This window comes from Chromobacterium haemolyticum, assembly GCF_009936155.1.
GTDB classification, from domain to species: Bacteria; Pseudomonadota; Gammaproteobacteria; order Burkholderiales; family Chromobacteriaceae; genus Chromobacterium; species Chromobacterium haemolyticum.
In genome coordinates, this window is record NZ_AP019312.1 from 1,584,266 (window position 1) to 1,601,019 (window position 16,754).

Annotated in this window: 16 protein-coding genes; 8 read left to right on the top strand and 8 right to left on the bottom strand. The window is 62.8% G+C overall.

Features of this window, described 5'->3' with window-relative positions; genetic code table 11:
* The first annotated feature begins 124 nt into the window (after window positions 1-124).
* Window positions 125-538: a GFA family protein gene (locus GYH29_RS07410; protein ID WP_019104533.1), complete on the top strand. Its 414-nt coding sequence runs from the start codon at window positions 125-127 to the stop codon at window positions 536-538.
* Window positions 539-594: 56 nt separating this feature from the next.
* Here the strand turns inward: GYH29_RS07410 and rraA are convergent, their stop codons facing one another.
* From rraA to GYH29_RS07445, 7 genes are all read right to left on the bottom strand, one after another.
* The gene (gene rraA, locus GYH29_RS07415; protein WP_019104532.1) at window positions 595-1,083 is read right to left on the bottom strand and encodes a ribonuclease E activity regulator RraA; all 489 of its coding nucleotides are present in this window, start codon (window positions 1,081-1,083) and stop codon (window positions 595-597) included.
* Between the two features lie 124 nt (window positions 1,084-1,207).
* Window positions 1,208-2,689: a DegQ family serine endoprotease gene (locus GYH29_RS07420; RefSeq protein ID WP_043633755.1), complete on the bottom strand. Its 1,482-nt coding sequence runs from the start codon at window positions 2,687-2,689 to the stop codon at window positions 1,208-1,210.
* A 69-nt stretch (window positions 2,690-2,758) separates the two neighbouring features.
* Window positions 2,759-3,406: an endonuclease III gene (gene nth, locus GYH29_RS07425; RefSeq protein ID WP_161523441.1), complete on the bottom strand. Its 648-nt coding sequence runs from the start codon at window positions 3,404-3,406 to the stop codon at window positions 2,759-2,761.
* Window positions 3,403-4,113 carry an electron transport complex subunit RsxB gene (rsxB, locus tag GYH29_RS07430; protein WP_269473802.1) on the bottom strand — a complete coding sequence of 237 codons (711 nt, stop codon included), beginning with the start codon at window positions 4,111-4,113 and terminating at the stop codon, window positions 3,403-3,405. The genes nth and rsxB overlap by 4 nt, the downstream gene beginning before the upstream one ends.
* A gap of 131 nt (window positions 4,114-4,244) precedes the next feature.
* Window positions 4,245-6,209 (bottom strand): acetate--CoA ligase, encoded by a 1,965-nt coding sequence (gene acs / locus GYH29_RS07435; RefSeq protein ID WP_019104528.1) that lies wholly within the window; start codon window positions 6,207-6,209, stop codon window positions 4,245-4,247.
* 111 nt (window positions 6,210-6,320) lie between these two features.
* Complete coding sequence (locus GYH29_RS07440; RefSeq protein WP_019104527.1) at window positions 6,321-8,000, bottom strand: cation acetate symporter; 1,680 nt, start codon at window positions 7,998-8,000, stop codon at window positions 6,321-6,323.
* On the bottom strand, window positions 7,997-8,308 hold the full coding sequence (locus GYH29_RS07445; RefSeq protein WP_019104526.1) for a DUF485 domain-containing protein: 312 nt from the start codon (window positions 8,306-8,308) through the stop codon (window positions 7,997-7,999). The genes GYH29_RS07440 and GYH29_RS07445 overlap by 4 nt, the downstream gene beginning before the upstream one ends.
* 478 nt (window positions 8,309-8,786) lie before the next feature.
* Here GYH29_RS07445 and GYH29_RS07450 point away from each other — a divergent pair, with 478 nt between their 5' ends.
* From GYH29_RS07450 to GYH29_RS07470, 5 genes are all read left to right on the top strand, one after another.
* Window positions 8,787-9,677, top strand: coding sequence for a LysR family transcriptional regulator (locus GYH29_RS07450; protein ID WP_019104525.1), 891 nt, complete (start codon window positions 8,787-8,789; stop codon window positions 9,675-9,677).
* A 123-nt stretch (window positions 9,678-9,800) separates the two neighbouring features.
* Window positions 9,801-10,271: a hypothetical protein gene (locus tag GYH29_RS07455; RefSeq protein ID WP_019104524.1), complete on the top strand. Its 471-nt coding sequence runs from the start codon at window positions 9,801-9,803 to the stop codon at window positions 10,269-10,271.
* A 393-nt stretch (window positions 10,272-10,664) separates the two neighbouring features.
* Window positions 10,665-11,285 carry an ABC transporter ATP-binding protein gene (locus GYH29_RS07460; protein ID WP_232060604.1) on the top strand — a complete coding sequence of 207 codons (621 nt, stop codon included), beginning with the start codon at window positions 10,665-10,667 and terminating at the stop codon, window positions 11,283-11,285.
* Window positions 11,282-12,646 carry an ABC transporter permease gene (locus GYH29_RS07465; protein WP_161523442.1) on the top strand — a complete coding sequence of 455 codons (1,365 nt, stop codon included), beginning with the start codon at window positions 11,282-11,284 and terminating at the stop codon, window positions 12,644-12,646. The genes GYH29_RS07460 and GYH29_RS07465 overlap by 4 nt, the downstream gene beginning before the upstream one ends.
* A gap of 33 nt (window positions 12,647-12,679) precedes the next feature.
* The gene (locus tag GYH29_RS07470; RefSeq protein ID WP_019104521.1) at window positions 12,680-13,450 is read left to right on the top strand and encodes an outer membrane lipoprotein-sorting protein; all 771 of its coding nucleotides are present in this window, start codon (window positions 12,680-12,682) and stop codon (window positions 13,448-13,450) included.
* A 14-nt stretch (window positions 13,451-13,464) separates the two neighbouring features.
* Here the strand turns inward: GYH29_RS07470 and ppk2 are convergent, their stop codons facing one another.
* Window positions 13,465-14,316, bottom strand: coding sequence for a polyphosphate kinase 2 (gene ppk2, locus GYH29_RS07475; protein ID WP_198001688.1), 852 nt, complete (start codon window positions 14,314-14,316; stop codon window positions 13,465-13,467).
* Window positions 14,317-14,665: 349 nt separating this feature from the next.
* On the opposite strand from ppk2, the gene GYH29_RS07480 reads away from it, so the two are divergent.
* Both GYH29_RS07480 and GYH29_RS07485 read left to right on the top strand, forming a co-directional pair.
* Window positions 14,666-15,373, top strand: a complete 708-nt coding sequence (locus tag GYH29_RS07480) for an ABC transporter ATP-binding protein (protein ID WP_232060537.1) — start codon at window positions 14,666-14,668, stop codon at window positions 15,371-15,373.
* A complete protein-coding gene (locus GYH29_RS07485; RefSeq protein WP_081576288.1) occupies window positions 15,370-16,746 on the top strand; it encodes an ABC transporter permease in 1,377 nt (458 codons plus the stop codon). The genes GYH29_RS07480 and GYH29_RS07485 overlap by 4 nt, the downstream gene beginning before the upstream one ends.
* Window positions 16,747-16,754 lie beyond the last annotated feature (8 nt).

Here is a 16,754-nt window from a genome sequence, read left to right on the forward strand (position 1 = left end):
TGAGCTTGTCGTTGGCGGCGGCGGTGAATCATATTTAAAAAGCGGAGGTGTCTGACTGCCGGTTTGGGCTGGCGGGGACGGCCGTTTCTTAATCCATCGTCAACCCAGCAGCGAGGGAGGCATCATGAGCGCGAGCCAGAATCTGACTGGAGGTTGTCTGTGCGGCGCGGTGCGTTACCGTTTGCGCGCCGAGCCTTACGATGTGGTGCACTGCCATTGCAAAAGCTGCCGCCGAGCCAGCGGCGCGGCCTTCGTGACCTGGTTCACCGTTCGCGTGGCCGATCTGGACTGGCGCGGTGAAAAACCGGTGCTGTATCACTCCTCGGCGGCGGTCAGCCGGGGGTTCTGCCCGCATTGCGGCTCCACCCTGACTTACCGCCACGAATCGGACCCGGAGGAGCTCGACATCACCGTGTCTTCGCTGGACCATCCGGAACGGGTGGCGCCGGCCGGACATATCTGGTGGGAGCATCACCTGCCCTGGGGCAGCCCCGCCGCGCAGCAAGAACTGCCCATCTATCAACGCAGCGAGGCTTGAACCGCGCGTTTACGCTCCCGAGGGCAAGAGCGAAGAGGGCTGAAGAAGCCCTCGCGTCACGGCGCGGGGTGGAGCGCGCCCGGCGCGACGACCACCCCGTCCTCGTCTGCGTACAACCAGTGGCCGGGGCTGAAGCGCACCTGGCCGAACTCCACGCTCAGATTGCGCTGGCCTTCGCCGCGCTTCACCGATTTTCGCGGATGGACGCCTAGCGCGCGTATGCCCAGCGCCAGCTTGTTCAAGGCGGCGGAGTCGCGAATGCAACCATTGATCACCACGCCGGCCCAGTCGTTGGCCACCGCCAGCACGCCCAGTTGATCGCCCAGCAACGCGCAACGCAGCGAGCCGCCGCCGTCCACCACCAGCACTTTGCCGGCTCCGTTCTGACTCAGCGCTTCCCGCACCAGGCTGTTGTCCTCAAACAGCTTCAGGGTTTCGATGCGGCCGTAAAAGCGGGTCTGCCCGCCGTAGCGTTGCAGCGCGGGCGTCAACACCTGTAGTTGCTCGTCGAACTGATCGCATAGATCGGCTGTGTGAAAGTCCATGGCGGCTCTCCTGTGGGCGGATGGCGAAAGCTTAATCCTAGCAGCGCGAGCGCGCGGGCGATATGCCGGAGAAATGAAAAAGCCGCCTGGCGGCGGCTTTGGGCGTTGCGTATTGAGGCGGGGGTTATTCCAGCCGCAGAGGCACGAACAATACGGCCTCGTTGCGCCGCACCAGCAGGGCGATGTGGCCTTTGGCGCTGGCCAACGCTTTTTCGAAGTGGGCGATGGTGGACACTTCCACCTGGTTCAAGCCCAGGATCACATCGCCCGCCTGCAGGCCGGAGCGGGCGGCGGGGCCTTGCGCTTTCTGGATCAGCAAGCCGCCGCGCACGCCCAGCTCCGAACGCTGATTAGGCGTCAGTTCGCTCAGCGTCAGCCCCAGTTTGCCAAACTGGAAGCCCTGCGGCGTGTTTTCCTCCTGAGGCTGCTGAGTGCTTGGCGCGTCCTGAGCGAGTTCCGCCAGCGTGGCTTCCAGCTCCTTCTCCACGCCCTTGCGCCACACCGTCAGCTTGATCTTGGTGCCCGGTTGCAAGGAACCAACCTGCACCGGGAGATCCTTGGAGCTTTCGATCGCTTTGCCGTCCAGCTTCAGGATGATGTCGCCGGCTTGCAGGCCGGCGCGAGAGGCCGGTCCCTTGGGATCGACGCGCACCACCAGCGCGCCGCTGGGGCGCTGAAGGCCAAAGGACTGCGCCAGCTCTTGGGTGACTTCCTGGATGTTAATGCCCAACTGGCCGCGGCTGACCTTGCCCTTGGCCTTGAGCTGATCGACCACGCTCATCGCCAAGTCGATGGGGATGGCGAAGGAAATGCCCATGAAGCCGCCGGAACGGCTGTAAATCTGCGAGTTGATGCCCACTACTTCGCCGCGCAGGTTGAACAGCGGGCCGCCGGAGTTGCCGGGGTTGATCGCCACGTCGGTCTGGATGAAGGGGACGAAGTTCTCGTCCGGCAGGCTGCGGCCCTTGGCGGAAACGATGCCGGCCGTGACGGTGTTGTCGAAGCCGAACGGCGCGCCGATGGCGGCTACCCATTCGCCGACCTTCAAGTCCGCCGGGCTGCCTATCTTGACCACCGGCAGGTCCGCCGCCGCCACTTTCAGCAGCGCCACGTCGGTGCGCTTGTCCACGCCCACCAGCTTGGCGCGCAGCTCGCGCTTGTCGGTCAGCATGACTTTGACCTGCTGGCTGTCCGCCACTACGTGGGCGTTGGTCAGGATGTAGCCGTCGGCGCTGATGATGAAACCGGAGCCGAAGGAGACGCTTTCTTCCTGCGGCTGTTCGCGTTGAGGCGGATGATTGGGGATGAAGCGGCGGAAGAAGTCGTACAGCGGATCGTCTTCCGGTACGGGAATCGGCAGGTTGCTGGCTTGGGCGCCGCCGCTTTCTTCGCGGCTGGCCTGGATGTTCACCACCGCCGGTCCGTCGCGGGTGACCAATTGAGTGAAGTCCGGCAGCAGCATGGCGACGCGGCCATCCTGTTGTGCGGGAATGGCGACCGGCGCGGGTTGGGAGTTGCCTTTGAAGAAGCGCTCGACCTTGTCGCAGCCGGACAGCAACGAGGCTGCGAGCAAGGCGCCAACCAGGGTGCGCAGATACGTTGTCACAGGCTATCCTTTTAGGTTGATGTCTATGCGGAAAATAAGGGCGGAACCGGAGTTTTTCCAGTATTTGATTCAGTTGTCTTTAATCATAACGGTTTTTGCCGGATATTCGCAGAGGTCGGCTATGACGCAGCGCTCGCATTCAGGCTTTCTGGCTTTGCAGATATAGCGTCCGAGCAGGATCAGCCAGTGATGCGCGTCGATTTTGAATTCGTCGGGGATGTATTTTACCAGCTTATCCTCGACTTCTCGCACGTCTTTGCCGGGCGCGATCCGGGTGCGGTTGGATACCCTGAAAATATGAGTGTCCACCGCGATGGTGGGCTGGCCGAAAGCAGTGTTCAGCACCACGTTGGCCGTTTTGCGGCCGACGCCGGGCAGCGCCTCCAAGGCCTCGCGGGTTTGCGGTACTTCGCCGCCATGCTTTTCCAGCAGCAGACGACAAGTGGCGATCACGTTTCTGGCCTTGGTCTTGTACAAGCCTATGGTCTTGATGAAGTCCGCCAGCGATTCTTCTCCCAGCGCCAGCATGGCCGCCGGGGTGTTGGCCACGGGGTAGAGGCGGCGCGTGGCCTTGTTGACGCTGACGTCGGTGGCTTGCGCCGACAGCAGCACCGAGATCAGTAGTTCGAACGGGCTGCTGTACTCCAGTTCGGTGGTGGGGTGCGGGTTGGCGTCGCGCAGACGGGCGAATATTTCTTTGCGTTTGACGGCGTTCACGGCTTGTCCTTGTCTGCTTGTTCGCGGGCGGCGCGCATCGCGGCGGCGCGTTCCATCGCCTTGCGGATCAATTCGTTTTTGTCGGCCGCCGGCGCGGAACCGGCCGCGGCGACCGGCGCTGCGGTCGGAGGCGGCGATGCGGCGCTTACCGCGGCGCGCTCGGCCAGGCGTCTGGCCTTGTCTTCTTGTTCGCGCGTTTTGCGCGCTTGGCGTCGTTCGTAGCGCATGCGGGCCTGGGCGGCGCGCGCCATCACGCGATCGCGCTCGCCGTCGGCCGGGTCGGCCACCGGAACCAAGTCGATGCAGTCCACCGGACAGGGAGCGAGGCATAGCTCGCAGCCGGTGCATTCGGAGGCGATGACGGTGTGCATCTGCTTGGCTGCGCCTACGATGGCGTCCACCGGACAGGCCTGGATGCATAGGGTACAGCCTATGCAGCTGTCTTCGCGTATCACGGCCAGCGCCCGCGGTTTGGGCTGCGGGCCGTCGGGGGCGAAGGGAATGACGTCCCGGCCCAGCAGCTCCGCCAGCGCCCGGATGCCGTCGTCGCCGCCCGGCGGGCAGCGGTTGATCGGGTCGCGGCCTTCCGCCAGCGCCTCCGCATACGGTCGGCAGCCGGCGTGGCTGCATTGTCCGCATTGGGTCTGGGGCAGCAGGGCGTCGATCCTTTCGACCAGGGGGATAACGGGCATGCTGTCGGATTCCACTTGAAAAACCGCTAATTATCGGTGCTACGGCGAATGGCTTCAACACCCGGATGGACGATGAGGGCGCGGAAGGAGTGAAAAAGCCGTCGCTTGCGCGACGGCTCCTGCGGGTGCGGCGGACGATGGCTTGATCACAGCGGATGTTGCAGCTGCTCCAGAATCTGCGGGTTTTCCAGCGTGGACACGTCTTGGGTGATCTCTTCGCCCTTGGCGATGGAGCGCAGCAGGCGGCGCATGATCTTGCCGGAGCGGGTCTTGGGCAGGTTTTCGCCGAAGCGGATGTCGTCCGGCTGGGCGATCTTTCCAATCTCGTGCGCCACCCAGTTTTTCAGCTCGGCCGCCACTTTCTTGGCTTCCTCGCCCTGCGGGCGCGCGCCTTTGAGCACGACGAAGGCCACCACCGCCTCGCCCTTGACCTCGTGCGGCTTGCCGACCACGGCGGCCTCGGCCACCAGCGGGTTGGCCACCAGAGCGGATTCGATCTCCATGGTGCCCAGGCGGTGGCCGGAAACGTTCAGCACGTCGTCGATGCGGCCCATGATCCAGAAATAGCCGTTTTCGTCGCGGTTGGCGGAATCGCCGGCAAGGTAGTACTGACCGTTGAACTCTTCCGGGAAATAGGTTTTCTTGAAGCGCTCCGGATCGTTCCAGATGGTGCGCACCAGGCTGGGGAAGGGCTTCTTGATCACCAGGAAACCGCCGCGGCCAGGGTCCACCTGGGCGCCGGATTCATCGACGATGTCGGCCATGATGCCGGGCAGCGGCAGCGTGCACGAGCCGGGTTTGGTGGCCACTGCGCCGGGCAGCGGCGAAATCTGGATGGAGCCGGTTTCGGTCTGCCACCAGGTGTCCACGATGGGGCAGCGGCCGCCGCCCACGGTTTCGTGATACCAGATCCAGGCTTCGGGGTTGATCGGCTCGCCCACGGTGCCGAGCAGGCGCAGGCTGGATAGGTCGTGCTGCTTGGGCAGGTCCGCGCCCAGCTTGATCAGCGAGCGGATGGCGGTGGGCGCGGTGTAGAAAATGCTGACCTTGTGCTGCTCTATCATGCGCCAGAAGCGTGAGGCGTCCGGATAGGTGGGCACGCCTTCGAAGATCACCTGAGTGGCGCCGTTGGCCAAAGGGCCGTAGCAAATATAGCTGTGGCCGGTGATCCAGCCCACGTCGGCGGTGCACCAGAACACGTCGTTGGGTTTGTAGTCGAATACCCAGCGGAAGCTGTTGGCGGCGCCCAGCAGATAGCCGGCGCTGCTGTGCTGAATGCCCTTGGGCTTGCCGGTGGAGCCGGAGGTGTAAAGGATGAACAGCGGATCCTCGGCGTTCATCCATTCCGGTTCGCATTGCTCCGGCTGGCCGCTGGTCAGCTGGTGCCACCATACGTCGCGGCCCTCGCTCCAGGCGACCGCGTTTTGGGTGCGCTGATAAGCGACCACGTGTTTGACGCTGTCGCAGCCGCCCATCGCCAGCGCTTCATCCACCGTGGCTTTCAGCGGCACGCTCTTGCCGCCGCGCAGGCCTTCGTTGGCGGTGATCACCAGTTTGGCGCCGGCGTCCTGGACGCGGTCGCGCACCGCCCCGGCGGAAAAGCCGCCGAACACCACGGAGTGGATGGCGCCGATGCGCGCGCAAGCCTGCATCGCCACGATGGCTTCGATCACCATGGGCATGTAAATCACCACGCGGTCGCCCTTGGACACGCCCAGGCTCTTCAGGCCGTTGGCGAACTGGCAGACGCGGCGGTGCAATTCGGCGTAGGTGACGCGGGTGACCGCGCCGTCGTCGGCCTCGAAAATCAGCGCAATGCGATTGGCGTTGACCGCCAGGTGGCGGTCCAGGCAGTTGTAGGAGATGTTCAGCACACCGTCGTCGAACCATTTGAAGAACGGCGCCTGGCTGTCGTCCAACACGCGGGTGAACGGTTTTTTCCAGGTGATCAGGTCGCGCGCCAGGTCGCCCCAGAACGACAGATAATCTGCGTCCGCCTGCTCGCACAGCGTGTTGTACGCCTCCATTCCGGAGATTGCCGCTTTCTGGCGGAAATCGTCGGAAGGCGGAAAGCTGCGGGTTTCCTTGAGGACGGATTCTAGCGTGGACATAAACTTCTCCTGGATTAGCTTTGTTGTCATGCCGCCGCTCCGGAACCGCTGGAGCGGCGCGGTGGGGTATTTAAGGCAGGCCGACATCCTCGGCCCGGCCTTATGTCAATGTCAATGCTTGGAGGCCCCGGATGCGCCGATGCCGGTCATCGCGCGCACGAACTGAGCTTCGAATTTGGCTTTTTCCTCATCGGCCTGACGAGATTTGTCCAGCACCGAGATCAGCCAGGTGGAAACGAAGGCCAGGGTCATCGAGAAGATGGCCGGGTTCTTGTACGGGAACACCGCGTGTTCGTGCTTGAGCACCTCCACCCAGACCGTCGGCCCCAGAACGATCAGCACCACCGCGGACAGCAGGCCGATGAAGCCGCCGATCACCGCGCCGCGCGTGGTCAGTCCTTTCCAGAACATGGACAGGAACAGCACCGGGAAGTTGGCCGAGGCGGCAATGGAGAAGGCCAGGCCCACCATGAAGGCGATGTTCTGCTTCTCGAATACCAGGCCTAGCACGATGGCCACCACGCCCAGCACCACGGTGGTGATTTTGGACACGCGGATTTCGTCGGCCTCGTTGGCTTTGCCCTTTTTGATCACGCTGGCGTACAGGTCGTGCGACACCGCGGAGGCGCCGGACAACGCCAGGCCGGCCACCACCGCCAGGATGGTGGCGAAGGCCACCGCGGAGATGAAGCCCAGGAACATGTCGCCGCCCACGGCCTCGGCCAAGTGCACCGCCGCCATATTGTTGCCGCCGATCAGCTGAGTGACGGATTTGCCGTTTTTGACCACGGTTTCCATCATGCCCGGTTGATTCAGCACCAGCATGATGGCGCCGAAGCCGATGATGAAGGTGAGGATGTAGAAGTAACCGATGAAGCCGGTGGCGAAGAACACCGATTTGCGCGCCTCTTTGGCGTCGGACACGGTGAAGAAGCGCATCAGGATGTGGGGCAGGCCGGCGGTGCCGAACATCAGCGCCAGACCCAGCGAGATCGAGTCGATGGGATCCGTTTTGCCCGGCGCCATGATGGCGACGCCCTTGCTATGCGCGGCCACCGCTTTTTCAAACATCAGTTCCGGGCTGAAACCCACGGTGGCCAGCACCATGATGGCCATGAAGGTGGCGCCGGACAACAGCAGCACCGCCTTGATGATTTGCACCCAAGTGGTGGCCAGCATGCCGCCGAACAGCACGTAGCACACCATCAGCACGCCCACCATCAGCACCGCGGAGGTGTAGCTCATGCCAAACAAGAGCTGGATCAACTTGCCAGCCCCCACCATCTGCGCAATCAGGTAGATGGCTACCACCACCAGTGTGGAGGTGGCGGCGAAGCTGCGCACCGGCGTTTGTTGCAGCCGGTAGGAGGCGACGTCGGCGAAAGTGTATTTGCCCAGATTGCGCAGGCGTTCGGCCACCAGGAACAGGATCACCGGCCAGCCGACCAGGAAGCCCATCGAGTAGATCAGGCCGTCGTAGCCTTTTTCGAACACCATGGCGGAAATGCCGAGGAAGGACGCGGCGGACATGTAGTCGCCGGCGATCGCCAGGCCGTTTTGAAAACCGGTGATGCCGCCGCCGGCCGCGTAGAAGTCGCTGGCGGATTTGGTGCGGCGAGCCGCCCAATAGGTGACACACAGCGTAAACGCCACAAACAGCAGGAACATGATGATGGCGTGCCAGTTGGTGGCCTGTTGTTTGACATCGCCCTCAATGGCCCCGGCCGCCATGGCCAAGGAGGGCAGTAGAACGCCGGCGACGCAGGCCAGTTGCAAGACGCGTTGCTTCATTGTTTGGACTCCTCGACGATTTGCTGGTTGAGCAGGTCGAATTCGGTGTTGGCGCGGCGGACGTAGATGCCGGTCAACACGAAGGCCGAGATGATGATCAGCACGCCGATGGGAATGCCTATGGTCATGGTGGCGCCGGCGCTGATCGGATGGCCCAGCGTGGCCGGCGAGAACGCCAGCACCAAGATGAAACCGTAATAGATGGCCAGCATGATCAAAGTGAGCTGCCAACCCAGGCTGGTTTTCTTGTGCACCAGTTCCTTGAATTTGGGATTGGACTGCACTTTCTTGAGTATGTCCTCGTTCATTGCATCCTCCTTTGTGGTCGCGGCTTAGGGTGCCGCTGCTAAAAACATAAGGGAGGCGGTGGCGGCGAATCTAATCGCTTTTTTTGATGCGTAAAATTATTCATACCGATGCTGTGGTGCAATAATCAAGCAAAATCAATTATTTATATTAGAATTTTTACTCTTTGTCTGGTGTGAAATTGTTGTCCTGTTGTCAGTGTGACCGGGGGCTGTCCTGGTTGCCTTGGTGGCTGAACGCCTTTGCGCAAATGCTTGGACAGGGCGGTGGCGAGGCACAAAACGCTTGTTATTTAGCCGGCATTACGCTGAAAATGGCTCGCACAAGAAAAACCCGCCATCGGCCAAGCTTTGCTCAGGCCGCCATGCCGCCGCGTTGCGCGGTAGTGCTCAAACGGGCGTCGGAGCCCCGCCGTCATGCCGCCCATGACCGGCACGCGGCGATCCGGTCCGCCGTCTGGCATCCAAGTCAGGGGAGAACATGGAAATCTATCAGTTGCGCACCTTTGTCACCGTCGCTCAGCAAGGGCACCTGACACAGGCGGCCGAATTGCTGCATCTGTCGCAGCCGGCGGTCACCGCGCAAATCAAGGCGCTGGAAGAAGAAGTGGGCATGCAGTTGTTCGAGCGCAGCGCGGGAGGCGTGTCGCTCACTCGCATCGGACAGGAGCTTTTGCCGCAGGCGCAGGCGATACTGGGCGCGGCCAGCGGCATCATCAACCATGCCAAACAATTGAAGGGCCAGTTGTCCGGCAAGGCGCGGATAGGCATCACGCTGACGCCGGACACGCTGAAAATCGGGCCTTGGGTGGCCGGTTTGGTGGAGCGCTATCCCTTGCTGGACATCCAACTGCGTCACGGCGTGACGGTGGATGTGCTGAACCTGGTCCGTAAGAAGGAGCTGGATGCCGGCTTCTACCTGGGCAAGAACCCTTATGTGAACGTCTCTACGGTCAAGTTGGCGGAATTGCCGTTCCGAATCGTTTTGCCCGCCGCCTGGGCGCCGCGTTTGGCCGGCGGTTTGAAGGAATTGGGCAAATTGCCGTGGATAGGCATTTCGCAATTCTCCAGCCTTTCCAAAATCACCGCGGAGTTGTGGCGAGAACTTAACATTTCGCCTAAGAAGGTAGCGGAGTGCGATCATCTCGACGCTATCCTGGAACTGGTGGCCTCCGGAGTGGGGGTGGCGCTGGCGCGGGAAGAGGCGGCGCAAGCCTGGCGGGACGCAGGCAGGTTGACAGTACTGCCGGATGTGCGCAAATTGGCTGAGTTGCAATTTGTTTACCCATCGGACCGGGGGGGCGACCCGGTGCTGGAAACCTTGTTGCAAGAATTGCTGCAAGTGTGGCGTTTGCCCGCTGTTGCGGCTTAAGAACCTGTTTACGACGCTGCGCGTCTTTTTCTCAGCCGCAACGCTTTGTCTCCGTAAGCAGGCTCCTGAGGCGGTTGCCGCGCGAAAGCGCGCTGGCCGCCTGGTTTGACCGAAGGAGTGGCAATGACCCGTAGTTGGTTGATCGGCGCGATGGAGAGCTACCGCAACGCGGTGGAGCGCGGCCAGCAGCGCTTGTTGGAAGCGCAGCACGAAGCCTGTGTCGGCTGGTGGTCGGCTTTTGCGCCGGCTTATCCGATATCGCAGGGCGATCTGGAGCGCCGGCTGGATGACACCTTGTTGGTGGGCGCCAATCTGTTGCAAGCGCAAGCGGATACTCAGCGCGACTGGATGCTGCTGACCGAGCGCTGGCTGTCCGAGGTGAACCGCGATGTGCAGGCGCGTCTGGACGCGGCCAGCGACGACTCGCCCTCGCTGCACCCGCTACGGCATGCCTGGCAGGTGGGCAGCCTGTCCGGTTCCGCCTTGTCCAAGGTTTCACGCCAAGTGGGGCATTTCGCCGCCACCAGCCTGTCGTCCACGCCTTTGCGCGCCGCCTGCGACGCGCGGCGCGAGTGGAAGCGGCAGCGTTCCTGACTCCCGGTAAGTCCAAGCGTCGTATGCAATGCCTCAATACTTATTGAGGCATTGTCTTTTTGAGCCGGCCAGCGGTTGCCGGCTTGGCGCTGCTCTCCAATCCACGCCCCGGCTTTTGCCTGATGATTTATTTAATTTTTAATATTAATTGTAATTTTATTTAAGATTTTAATTATTTAATTTTGCCGTTAAATTGCTGATTTATTGCTTTGTTTATCCTTGGTGAAAACGTGGTGTTTTTTTGAGATATATTCGGTTGGAAAGTGGGTGGCTTGGCTTTGGATCATCAATGGGTGGCGCCAATTTTTATGGAGCGGATTCATGGGGGCGGAAATGCGTGGCGTATTTAAACAATACTGGCTAGATCAAATAAAGGTGCCGGCTTTGTTGAATGTGAATTTGAAAGTGGCCGCAGCCAGATTCACCGTCTTGGCCGGCCCCTCCGGCAGCGGGAAAAGCACGATCCTGCATTTGCTGGGCGGCATGGATCGCCCCGACAGCGGGGATATCGTTATTGCTGGACAAAGCATAGCCGCCTTGAGTGATGACGAACTTAGCGATTTCCGCGCCCGCCATTTGGGCTTTGTGTTTCAAAGTTTCAACTTGCTGCCGGTGCTGTCCGCACTGGAGAACGTGGAATACCCGCTGCACTTGCAAGGCGAATCGGCGGGGCGCCGTAAGGCGCGCGCGCTGGAGATGCTGGCCGAGGTGGGCTTGTTGAAACAGGCGGCGCATCGGCCCGGGCAGTTGTCCGGCGGTCAGCGTCAACGGGTGGCGATTGCGCGTGCGCTGGTGCACAAGCCGGCGCTGGTGTTGGCCGACGAACCCACCGCAAATCTGGATAGCGGCACTGGAGCCTCCATCCTGGCGCTGCTGCGGCGCTTGCAAGGCGAGCGCGGCGTGGCGGTGGTGTTCTCCTCGCACGATCCGCTGGTGATCGCGGCGGCGGACGAATGCTACCAGGTCCGTGACGGAAGAGTCCGCGCCCTGGCTGAGGGCGAGGCGCTGGCATGAACGTCCTGCAACTGGCGTGGCGCAATCTGTTGCGCAACCGTCGGCGAACTTGGGCAAGCGTCCTGACCATGGCGGTGGGCATGGCGGGTGTGTTGTTGTTCGGCGGCTATCAGAGAGCGGTCCAGTACGGTTTGGAAACGGCTTTCGTTCGCGAGCTCGGCCATTTGCAGGTTCAGCACAGCGATTATTTGCAATATGGCAGCGGCAATCCGGCTGCCTACGGTATCCGCGACTATCGGCGCATCCAGCTCATGATCGAGTCGGATTCGGTATTGGCGGGCATGTTGGTGACAGTCACACCTACCCTGACCCTGGGCGGCATTGCCGGCTATTACGCTACCGGCGCATCGCGCACGGTGTTGGCGCAAGGCAGCGAGCCGGCAGGCCAGGATCGTTTGCGGCGCTGGGACGCCCACGGCCTTCGGCAGGCGTCCAAGCCGATGGCGCTGACCGGCAGCAGCCCCAATGCGGTGGTATTGGGCAGCGGTGTTGCCAGAACCCTGGGGCTGTGCCTATCCGATGGCGACCGCAGCTGCACGGCCGCCGTTGTGGAGAGCGAGCGATTGCCGCCGGACCTGGCCGCCTTGACTGGGCCTGCGCAAACCGAGGACGGCAAGCGGATCGAACTGCTGACGGCCACGGCTGCCGGCGCGCCCAACGTCGCCCGTTTGCAGGTGTTGGGTGTGGAGCGGCAGGGGGCTCGGGAGTGGGACGATGTCTATGTGGGCTTGCATTTGGCTCAGGCACAGCGGCTGCTGTATGGGGAGGGGGAGCCGATGGTGACGGCGATCCTGCTGCAGTTGAAGAATAGCGGCCAGATTGGGGCGGCGCGCCAGCGGCTGCAACAGTTGTTTCAATCCGGTCTGAGCGAGCAGCCGCTGGCGGCTCACGATTTTGCCGCTCTGCAGCCGCTGTACCAGCGGATCGTTGACATGTTCGGCGCCATCTTCGGTTTTATGGCGACGCTCATTGCCAGCGTAACGCTGTTCACCACTGGCAACACCATGAATATGGCGGTGGTGGAGCGCACCCGCGAAATCGGCTCGCTGCGTTCCATCGGCGTGCGACGCAGCGGTATCCAGCGGCTGTTTCTATGCGAGGGTGCCTTGCTGGGGGCAATTGGAGGCCTGGGCGGCGTGCTGCTATCGCTGGGGTTGGCTTGGCTGATCAACCGCGCCGGTCTGAGCTGGTTACCCCCCGGAGTGGTGGAGCCCAGTCCGATTTTGATCAGGATCTGGGGCGAGACGCGCATGGTGGCCGCGTGTATGGGGGGAGGGATGGCTGTGGCGCTGCTGTCGTCCTGGTGGCCGTCGCGCCGGGCTGGGCGTTGGAACATCGTCGACGCCTTGGGGCAGGCCTGAGTCGGGATGGCGGAAAAGGGAGGGGAACGGAGCATGAAGTGCCCGCACATTTTTGGGGTGATCGCGCTTGTTTGGCTGGGGGAGGCCCAGGCGGCGCCGGACGCGCAGCAGATACTGGCTTGGAGCGACGAGGTGCGCAATCCCGGCAAGTCTTTCAGCCTGACGGTGGATTTGCTCAGCTACAAGCAGGGCAAGCCCAGCGACGCCAGTTCCTTGGTGTTGTATTCTCGGGCCGATCCGCGGCGCGGCGAGTTTCGCAGCCTGTTGCGCTTTGTCAGCCCTAGCCGCGACGCGGGCAAATTGACCCTGAAAAGCGGCAAGGATTTATGGGTGTTTGACCCCGCGAGCCAGGCCAGCGTGCCGATTTCGCCGCAGCAGCGGCTGTTGGGCCAGGCGGCGAACGGCGATGTGGTGACAGCGAACTGGGCCCTGGACTATCTGGCCACGCTTGTGGCGGAAGAGACCGTGATCGATGGTGATCGCAAGCCGCGCGCCAGCTACAAGCTGCGGCTGAGTGCGCGGCGCTCGGATGTGACTTACCACGCCATTGAGCTATGGGTGGATCGTGACGGCTATCGCAGTCGCAAGGCACAGTTCTACGCCGCCAGCGGTGAGCTGCTGAAAACCGCTTATTACCGCGGTTATCGCCAGGCGCTGGGCCGGGACCGCCCCACGGAAACCGTCATCATCGACGGTCTTAATCCGCAGTGGGTGACGGTGATGCGCAAGAGCGGCTTCGCTTGGCGCGAGGTGCCCGAGGCCTGGCTGCAGCGGGATTATCTGCCGCGCTTCAGGGTGGAGTGAGTGGCGCCGGCCATTCAAATCCGCAGCGGCGTGTCGCCGTCTTCGGCGTCCATGCTATGCGGTTCGCCCACCAATAGCGGGTCCGCCGCTCTGGCGACGTGCGCGTCCTTGCCGGGGTAGTCCAGCCGGGACAGGAAGTAGCGGATGCAGTTGAGGCGTGCGCGCTTCTTGTCATCGGACTTCACCACCGTCCACGGCGCGTCGCCGGTATGGGTGTGGAAGAAGGTTGCTTCCTTGGCCGCGGTGTAGTCGTCCCATTTGTCCAGCGACTGTATGTCGATAGGCGACAGTTTCCAGTGTTTCAGCGGGTCGTCGCGGCGCGAGATGAAGCGGCGCAGCTGCTCTTCGCGGCTGACCGAAAACCAGAACTTGAACAGGCGGATGCCGCTGTTGACCAGCATGCGTTCCAGTTGCGGCGTCTGGCGCATGAATTCCAGATACTCGTGCGGATGGCAAAAGCCCATGACCCGCTCCACTCCGGCGCGGTTGTACCAGGAGCGGTCGAAGAACACGATCTCGCCCGCGGTGGGCAGGTGCTCGATATAGCGTTGGAAGTACCACTGGCCGCGTTCGCGGTCCGAAGGCTTTTCCAGCGCCACCACGCGCGCGCCGCGCGGGTTCAGGTGTTCCATATAGCGTTTGATGGTGCCGCCCTTGCCGGCGGCGTCGCGGCCTTCGAACAGGATCACGATTTTCTGGCCGCTTTCTTTGACCCAGTTCTGCACTTTCAGCAGCTCGATCTGCAGCGCCTGTTTCTGCTGCTCGTACTCCGGGCGGCGCATCCGCGTGCGGTAAGGATAGCTGGCCGGCAGCTCGGCGCTGACGCTGTCCTCCGCGCTGCCCTGCGGCGCGGCGGCCACTTGCAAGGCCACCGGCTGTTGGCTGACGGTTTCGATGGCTTGCACCGATTCTTGGTGGGCGCGTTCCACATTGGTGCGGCGGTGGGCGGCGGCTCGACGCGGCGGCGGCTTGACGGCCGGAGGGTGTGCGTCGGCGACGGCTTCCGAGGGCAGGGGGGCTTGGGGCGGGGTTTTGTCTTGTGTCATGCAAGCTCCTTTGCGGGGGATAAAACCATGCTACTCCCATGGAAAACCGGTGTCGATGCGCATTGCTTGGCGTGGATGGCACGCATTTGGCGCCCGTCATGGGCGTTTTGTCGCAAGGCAAAGCTTTTTATGCTGATTTCATGCATATTGATGCCGTTGGATTTAAGCAATGGGGGGAGCTATGTGGGCGGTGGAGTTGAATGGGGTGTCGAAGAGCTATTGGATGGAGCAGGTGCGCGTGCCGGCGCTGGCGGAGGTCAGCCTCAAAGTCTCCGCGGCGCGCTTCACCGTGCTGTCCGGCCAGTCCGGCAGCGGCAAGACCACTTTGCTGAACCTGATCGGCGGCATAGACCGCGCCGATGCCGGCAAGATCATGGTGGCGAATCAGGATTTGGGCTGTTTGAGCGACGACGCGCTCAGTGATTTTCGCGCGCGCCACATCGGTTTCATCTTCCAGAATTTCAATCTGATGCCGGTGCTGTCGGCGTTTGAGAACGTCGAGTACCCGTTGCAATTGCAAGGCGTGCCGGCGCGGCGGCGGCGCGAGCGGGTATTGGAGATGCTGGCGGCGGTGGGACTGGCGGACAAGGCTGCGAACCGGCCCGGTCAGCTGTCCGGCGGTCAGCGCCAGCGGGTGGCGATTGCGCGCGCGTTGGTGCACGAACCGGCCTTGGTGCTGGCCGACGAGCCCACCGCCAATCTGGACAGCCATACCGGGGCCTCCATCCTGGCCTTGTTGCGCCAATTGCAGCGCGAACGCCGTGTGGCGGTAGTGTTCTCCTCGCATGATCCACAGGTGATCGCGGCGGCGGATGACCGCTACCTGGTCAGCGATGGCCGGGTCGGCGCGCTGAACGCAGAGGAGGCCTTGGCGTGAATACCTTGAAGCTGGCCTGGCGCAATCTGCTGCGCAATCGTCGCCGCACCTTGGCGACCTTGTCCACGATGATTATCGGCTTGGTGGCGGTGTTGCTGTTCGGCGGTTACAACCGCACGGTGCAATATGGGTTGCAAACCGGCATGGTGCGCGCTGGCGGCCATCTGCAGGTGCAGCATCGGGATTATTTCCTGTACGGCAGCGGCAACCCCGCCGCTTATGGCATCCGCGATTACCGGACCGTGATGCGGCAGATCGAGAACGACCCGGTGCTGCGGCCGATGTTGACGGTGGTGACGCCCACGTTGAGCTTGGGCGGCATTGCCGGCCATTACGCGGCCGGCGCCTCTCGAACGGTGATCGCCCGCGGCAGCGAAGTGGACGCGCAGAACCGGCTGCGACGCTGGGACGATTATGGTTTCAACGATAAGCGCAAGCCGGTGGCGCTGACCGGCACCGCGCCGAACGCGGCGGTGATCGGCACCGGTGTGGCGCGAGTGCTGCAATTGTGCGCGGCGTTCAAGCTCAAGGATTGCGCGGCGCCGCCGGTTCCGGCCGGCGGCGACGATTTGCCGGCCGATCTGGCGGCCTTGTCCGCGGCGGCGCCGCCGGCCGGCGGCCGCGACGATCAGATCGAGCTTTTGGCCGCCACCGCCGCCGGCGCGCCCAATGTGGCACGCTTGCAAGTGGCCAAGGTGGAGAGCCAAGGCATCAAGGAGCTGGACGATATGTATGTCGGCCTGCATCTGCGCCAGGCTCAGCAGTTGGTGTACGGCCAGGGCGAGCCGATGGCCACCGCCATCGTGCTGCAGCTCAGGCACACCGCGCAGATTCCGGCGGCCGAGGCGCGTTTGAGTCAGCTGTTCGCCACCCGCTTGCGCGGCCAGCCGCTGGCGGCGCACGACTTTGCCACGCTACAGCCGCAATACGGCCAAATCACCGGCATGTTCGGCACCATTTTCGGCTTTCTGGCGGTGTTGATCGCCTGCGTGGCGCTGTTCACCATAGGCAACACCATGAATATGGTGGTGCTGGAGCGGACAGTGGAGATTGGCACGCTGCGGGCGATGGGGCTGCGCCGCCGCGGCATCCAGCGGCTGTTCCTGTGCGAGGGCTGTCTGCTGGGCCTTGGCGGCGGAGTACTGGGCATTGCGCTGGCGCTGTTGCTCTCCTGGCTGATCAATCACGCCGGGCTAACCTGGCTGCCGCCGGGGCAGGTGGACCCCAGCCCCATCCTGGTGCGGGTCTGGGGCGAGTGGCGGATGATGGCGGTGACCGCCGGCGGTTTGATGGCGATGGCTTTGCTGTCGTCGTGGTGGCCGGCGCGGCGCGCGGCCGCGGCCAATATCGTGGAGGCTTTGCGTCATGCGTGACAGGCTTG

Bases quoted from the DNA above. Each gene is read 5' to 3' on its own strand.
- GYH29_RS07455 (WP_019104524.1), top strand. From the start codon at position 9,801: ATGACCCGTAGTTGGTTGATCGGCGCGATGGAGAGCTACCGCAACGCG.
- GYH29_RS07410 (WP_019104533.1), top strand. From the start codon at position 125: ATGAGCGCGAGCCAGAATCTGACTGGAGGTTGTCTGTGCGGCGCGGTG.
- GYH29_RS07445 (WP_019104526.1), bottom strand. From the start codon at position 8,308: ATGAACGAGGACATACTCAAGAAAGTGCAGTCCAATCCCAAATTCAAG.
- GYH29_RS07440 (WP_019104527.1), bottom strand. From the start codon at position 8,000: ATGAAGCAACGCGTCTTGCAACTGGCCTGCGTCGCCGGCGTTCTACTG.
- GYH29_RS07470 (WP_019104521.1), top strand. From the start codon at position 12,680: ATGAAGTGCCCGCACATTTTTGGGGTGATCGCGCTTGTTTGGCTGGGG.
- GYH29_RS07480 (WP_232060537.1), top strand. From the start codon at position 14,666: ATGGGGGGAGCTATGTGGGCGGTGGAGTTGAATGGGGTGTCGAAGAGC.
- GYH29_RS07465 (WP_161523442.1), top strand. From the start codon at position 11,282: ATGAACGTCCTGCAACTGGCGTGGCGCAATCTGTTGCGCAACCGTCGG.
- GYH29_RS07450 (WP_019104525.1), top strand. From the start codon at position 8,787: ATGGAAATCTATCAGTTGCGCACCTTTGTCACCGTCGCTCAGCAAGGG.
- acs (WP_019104528.1), bottom strand. From the start codon at position 6,209: ATGTCCACGCTAGAATCCGTCCTCAAGGAAACCCGCAGCTTTCCGCCT.
- rraA (WP_019104532.1), bottom strand. From the start codon at position 1,083: ATGGACTTTCACACAGCCGATCTATGCGATCAGTTCGACGAGCAACTA.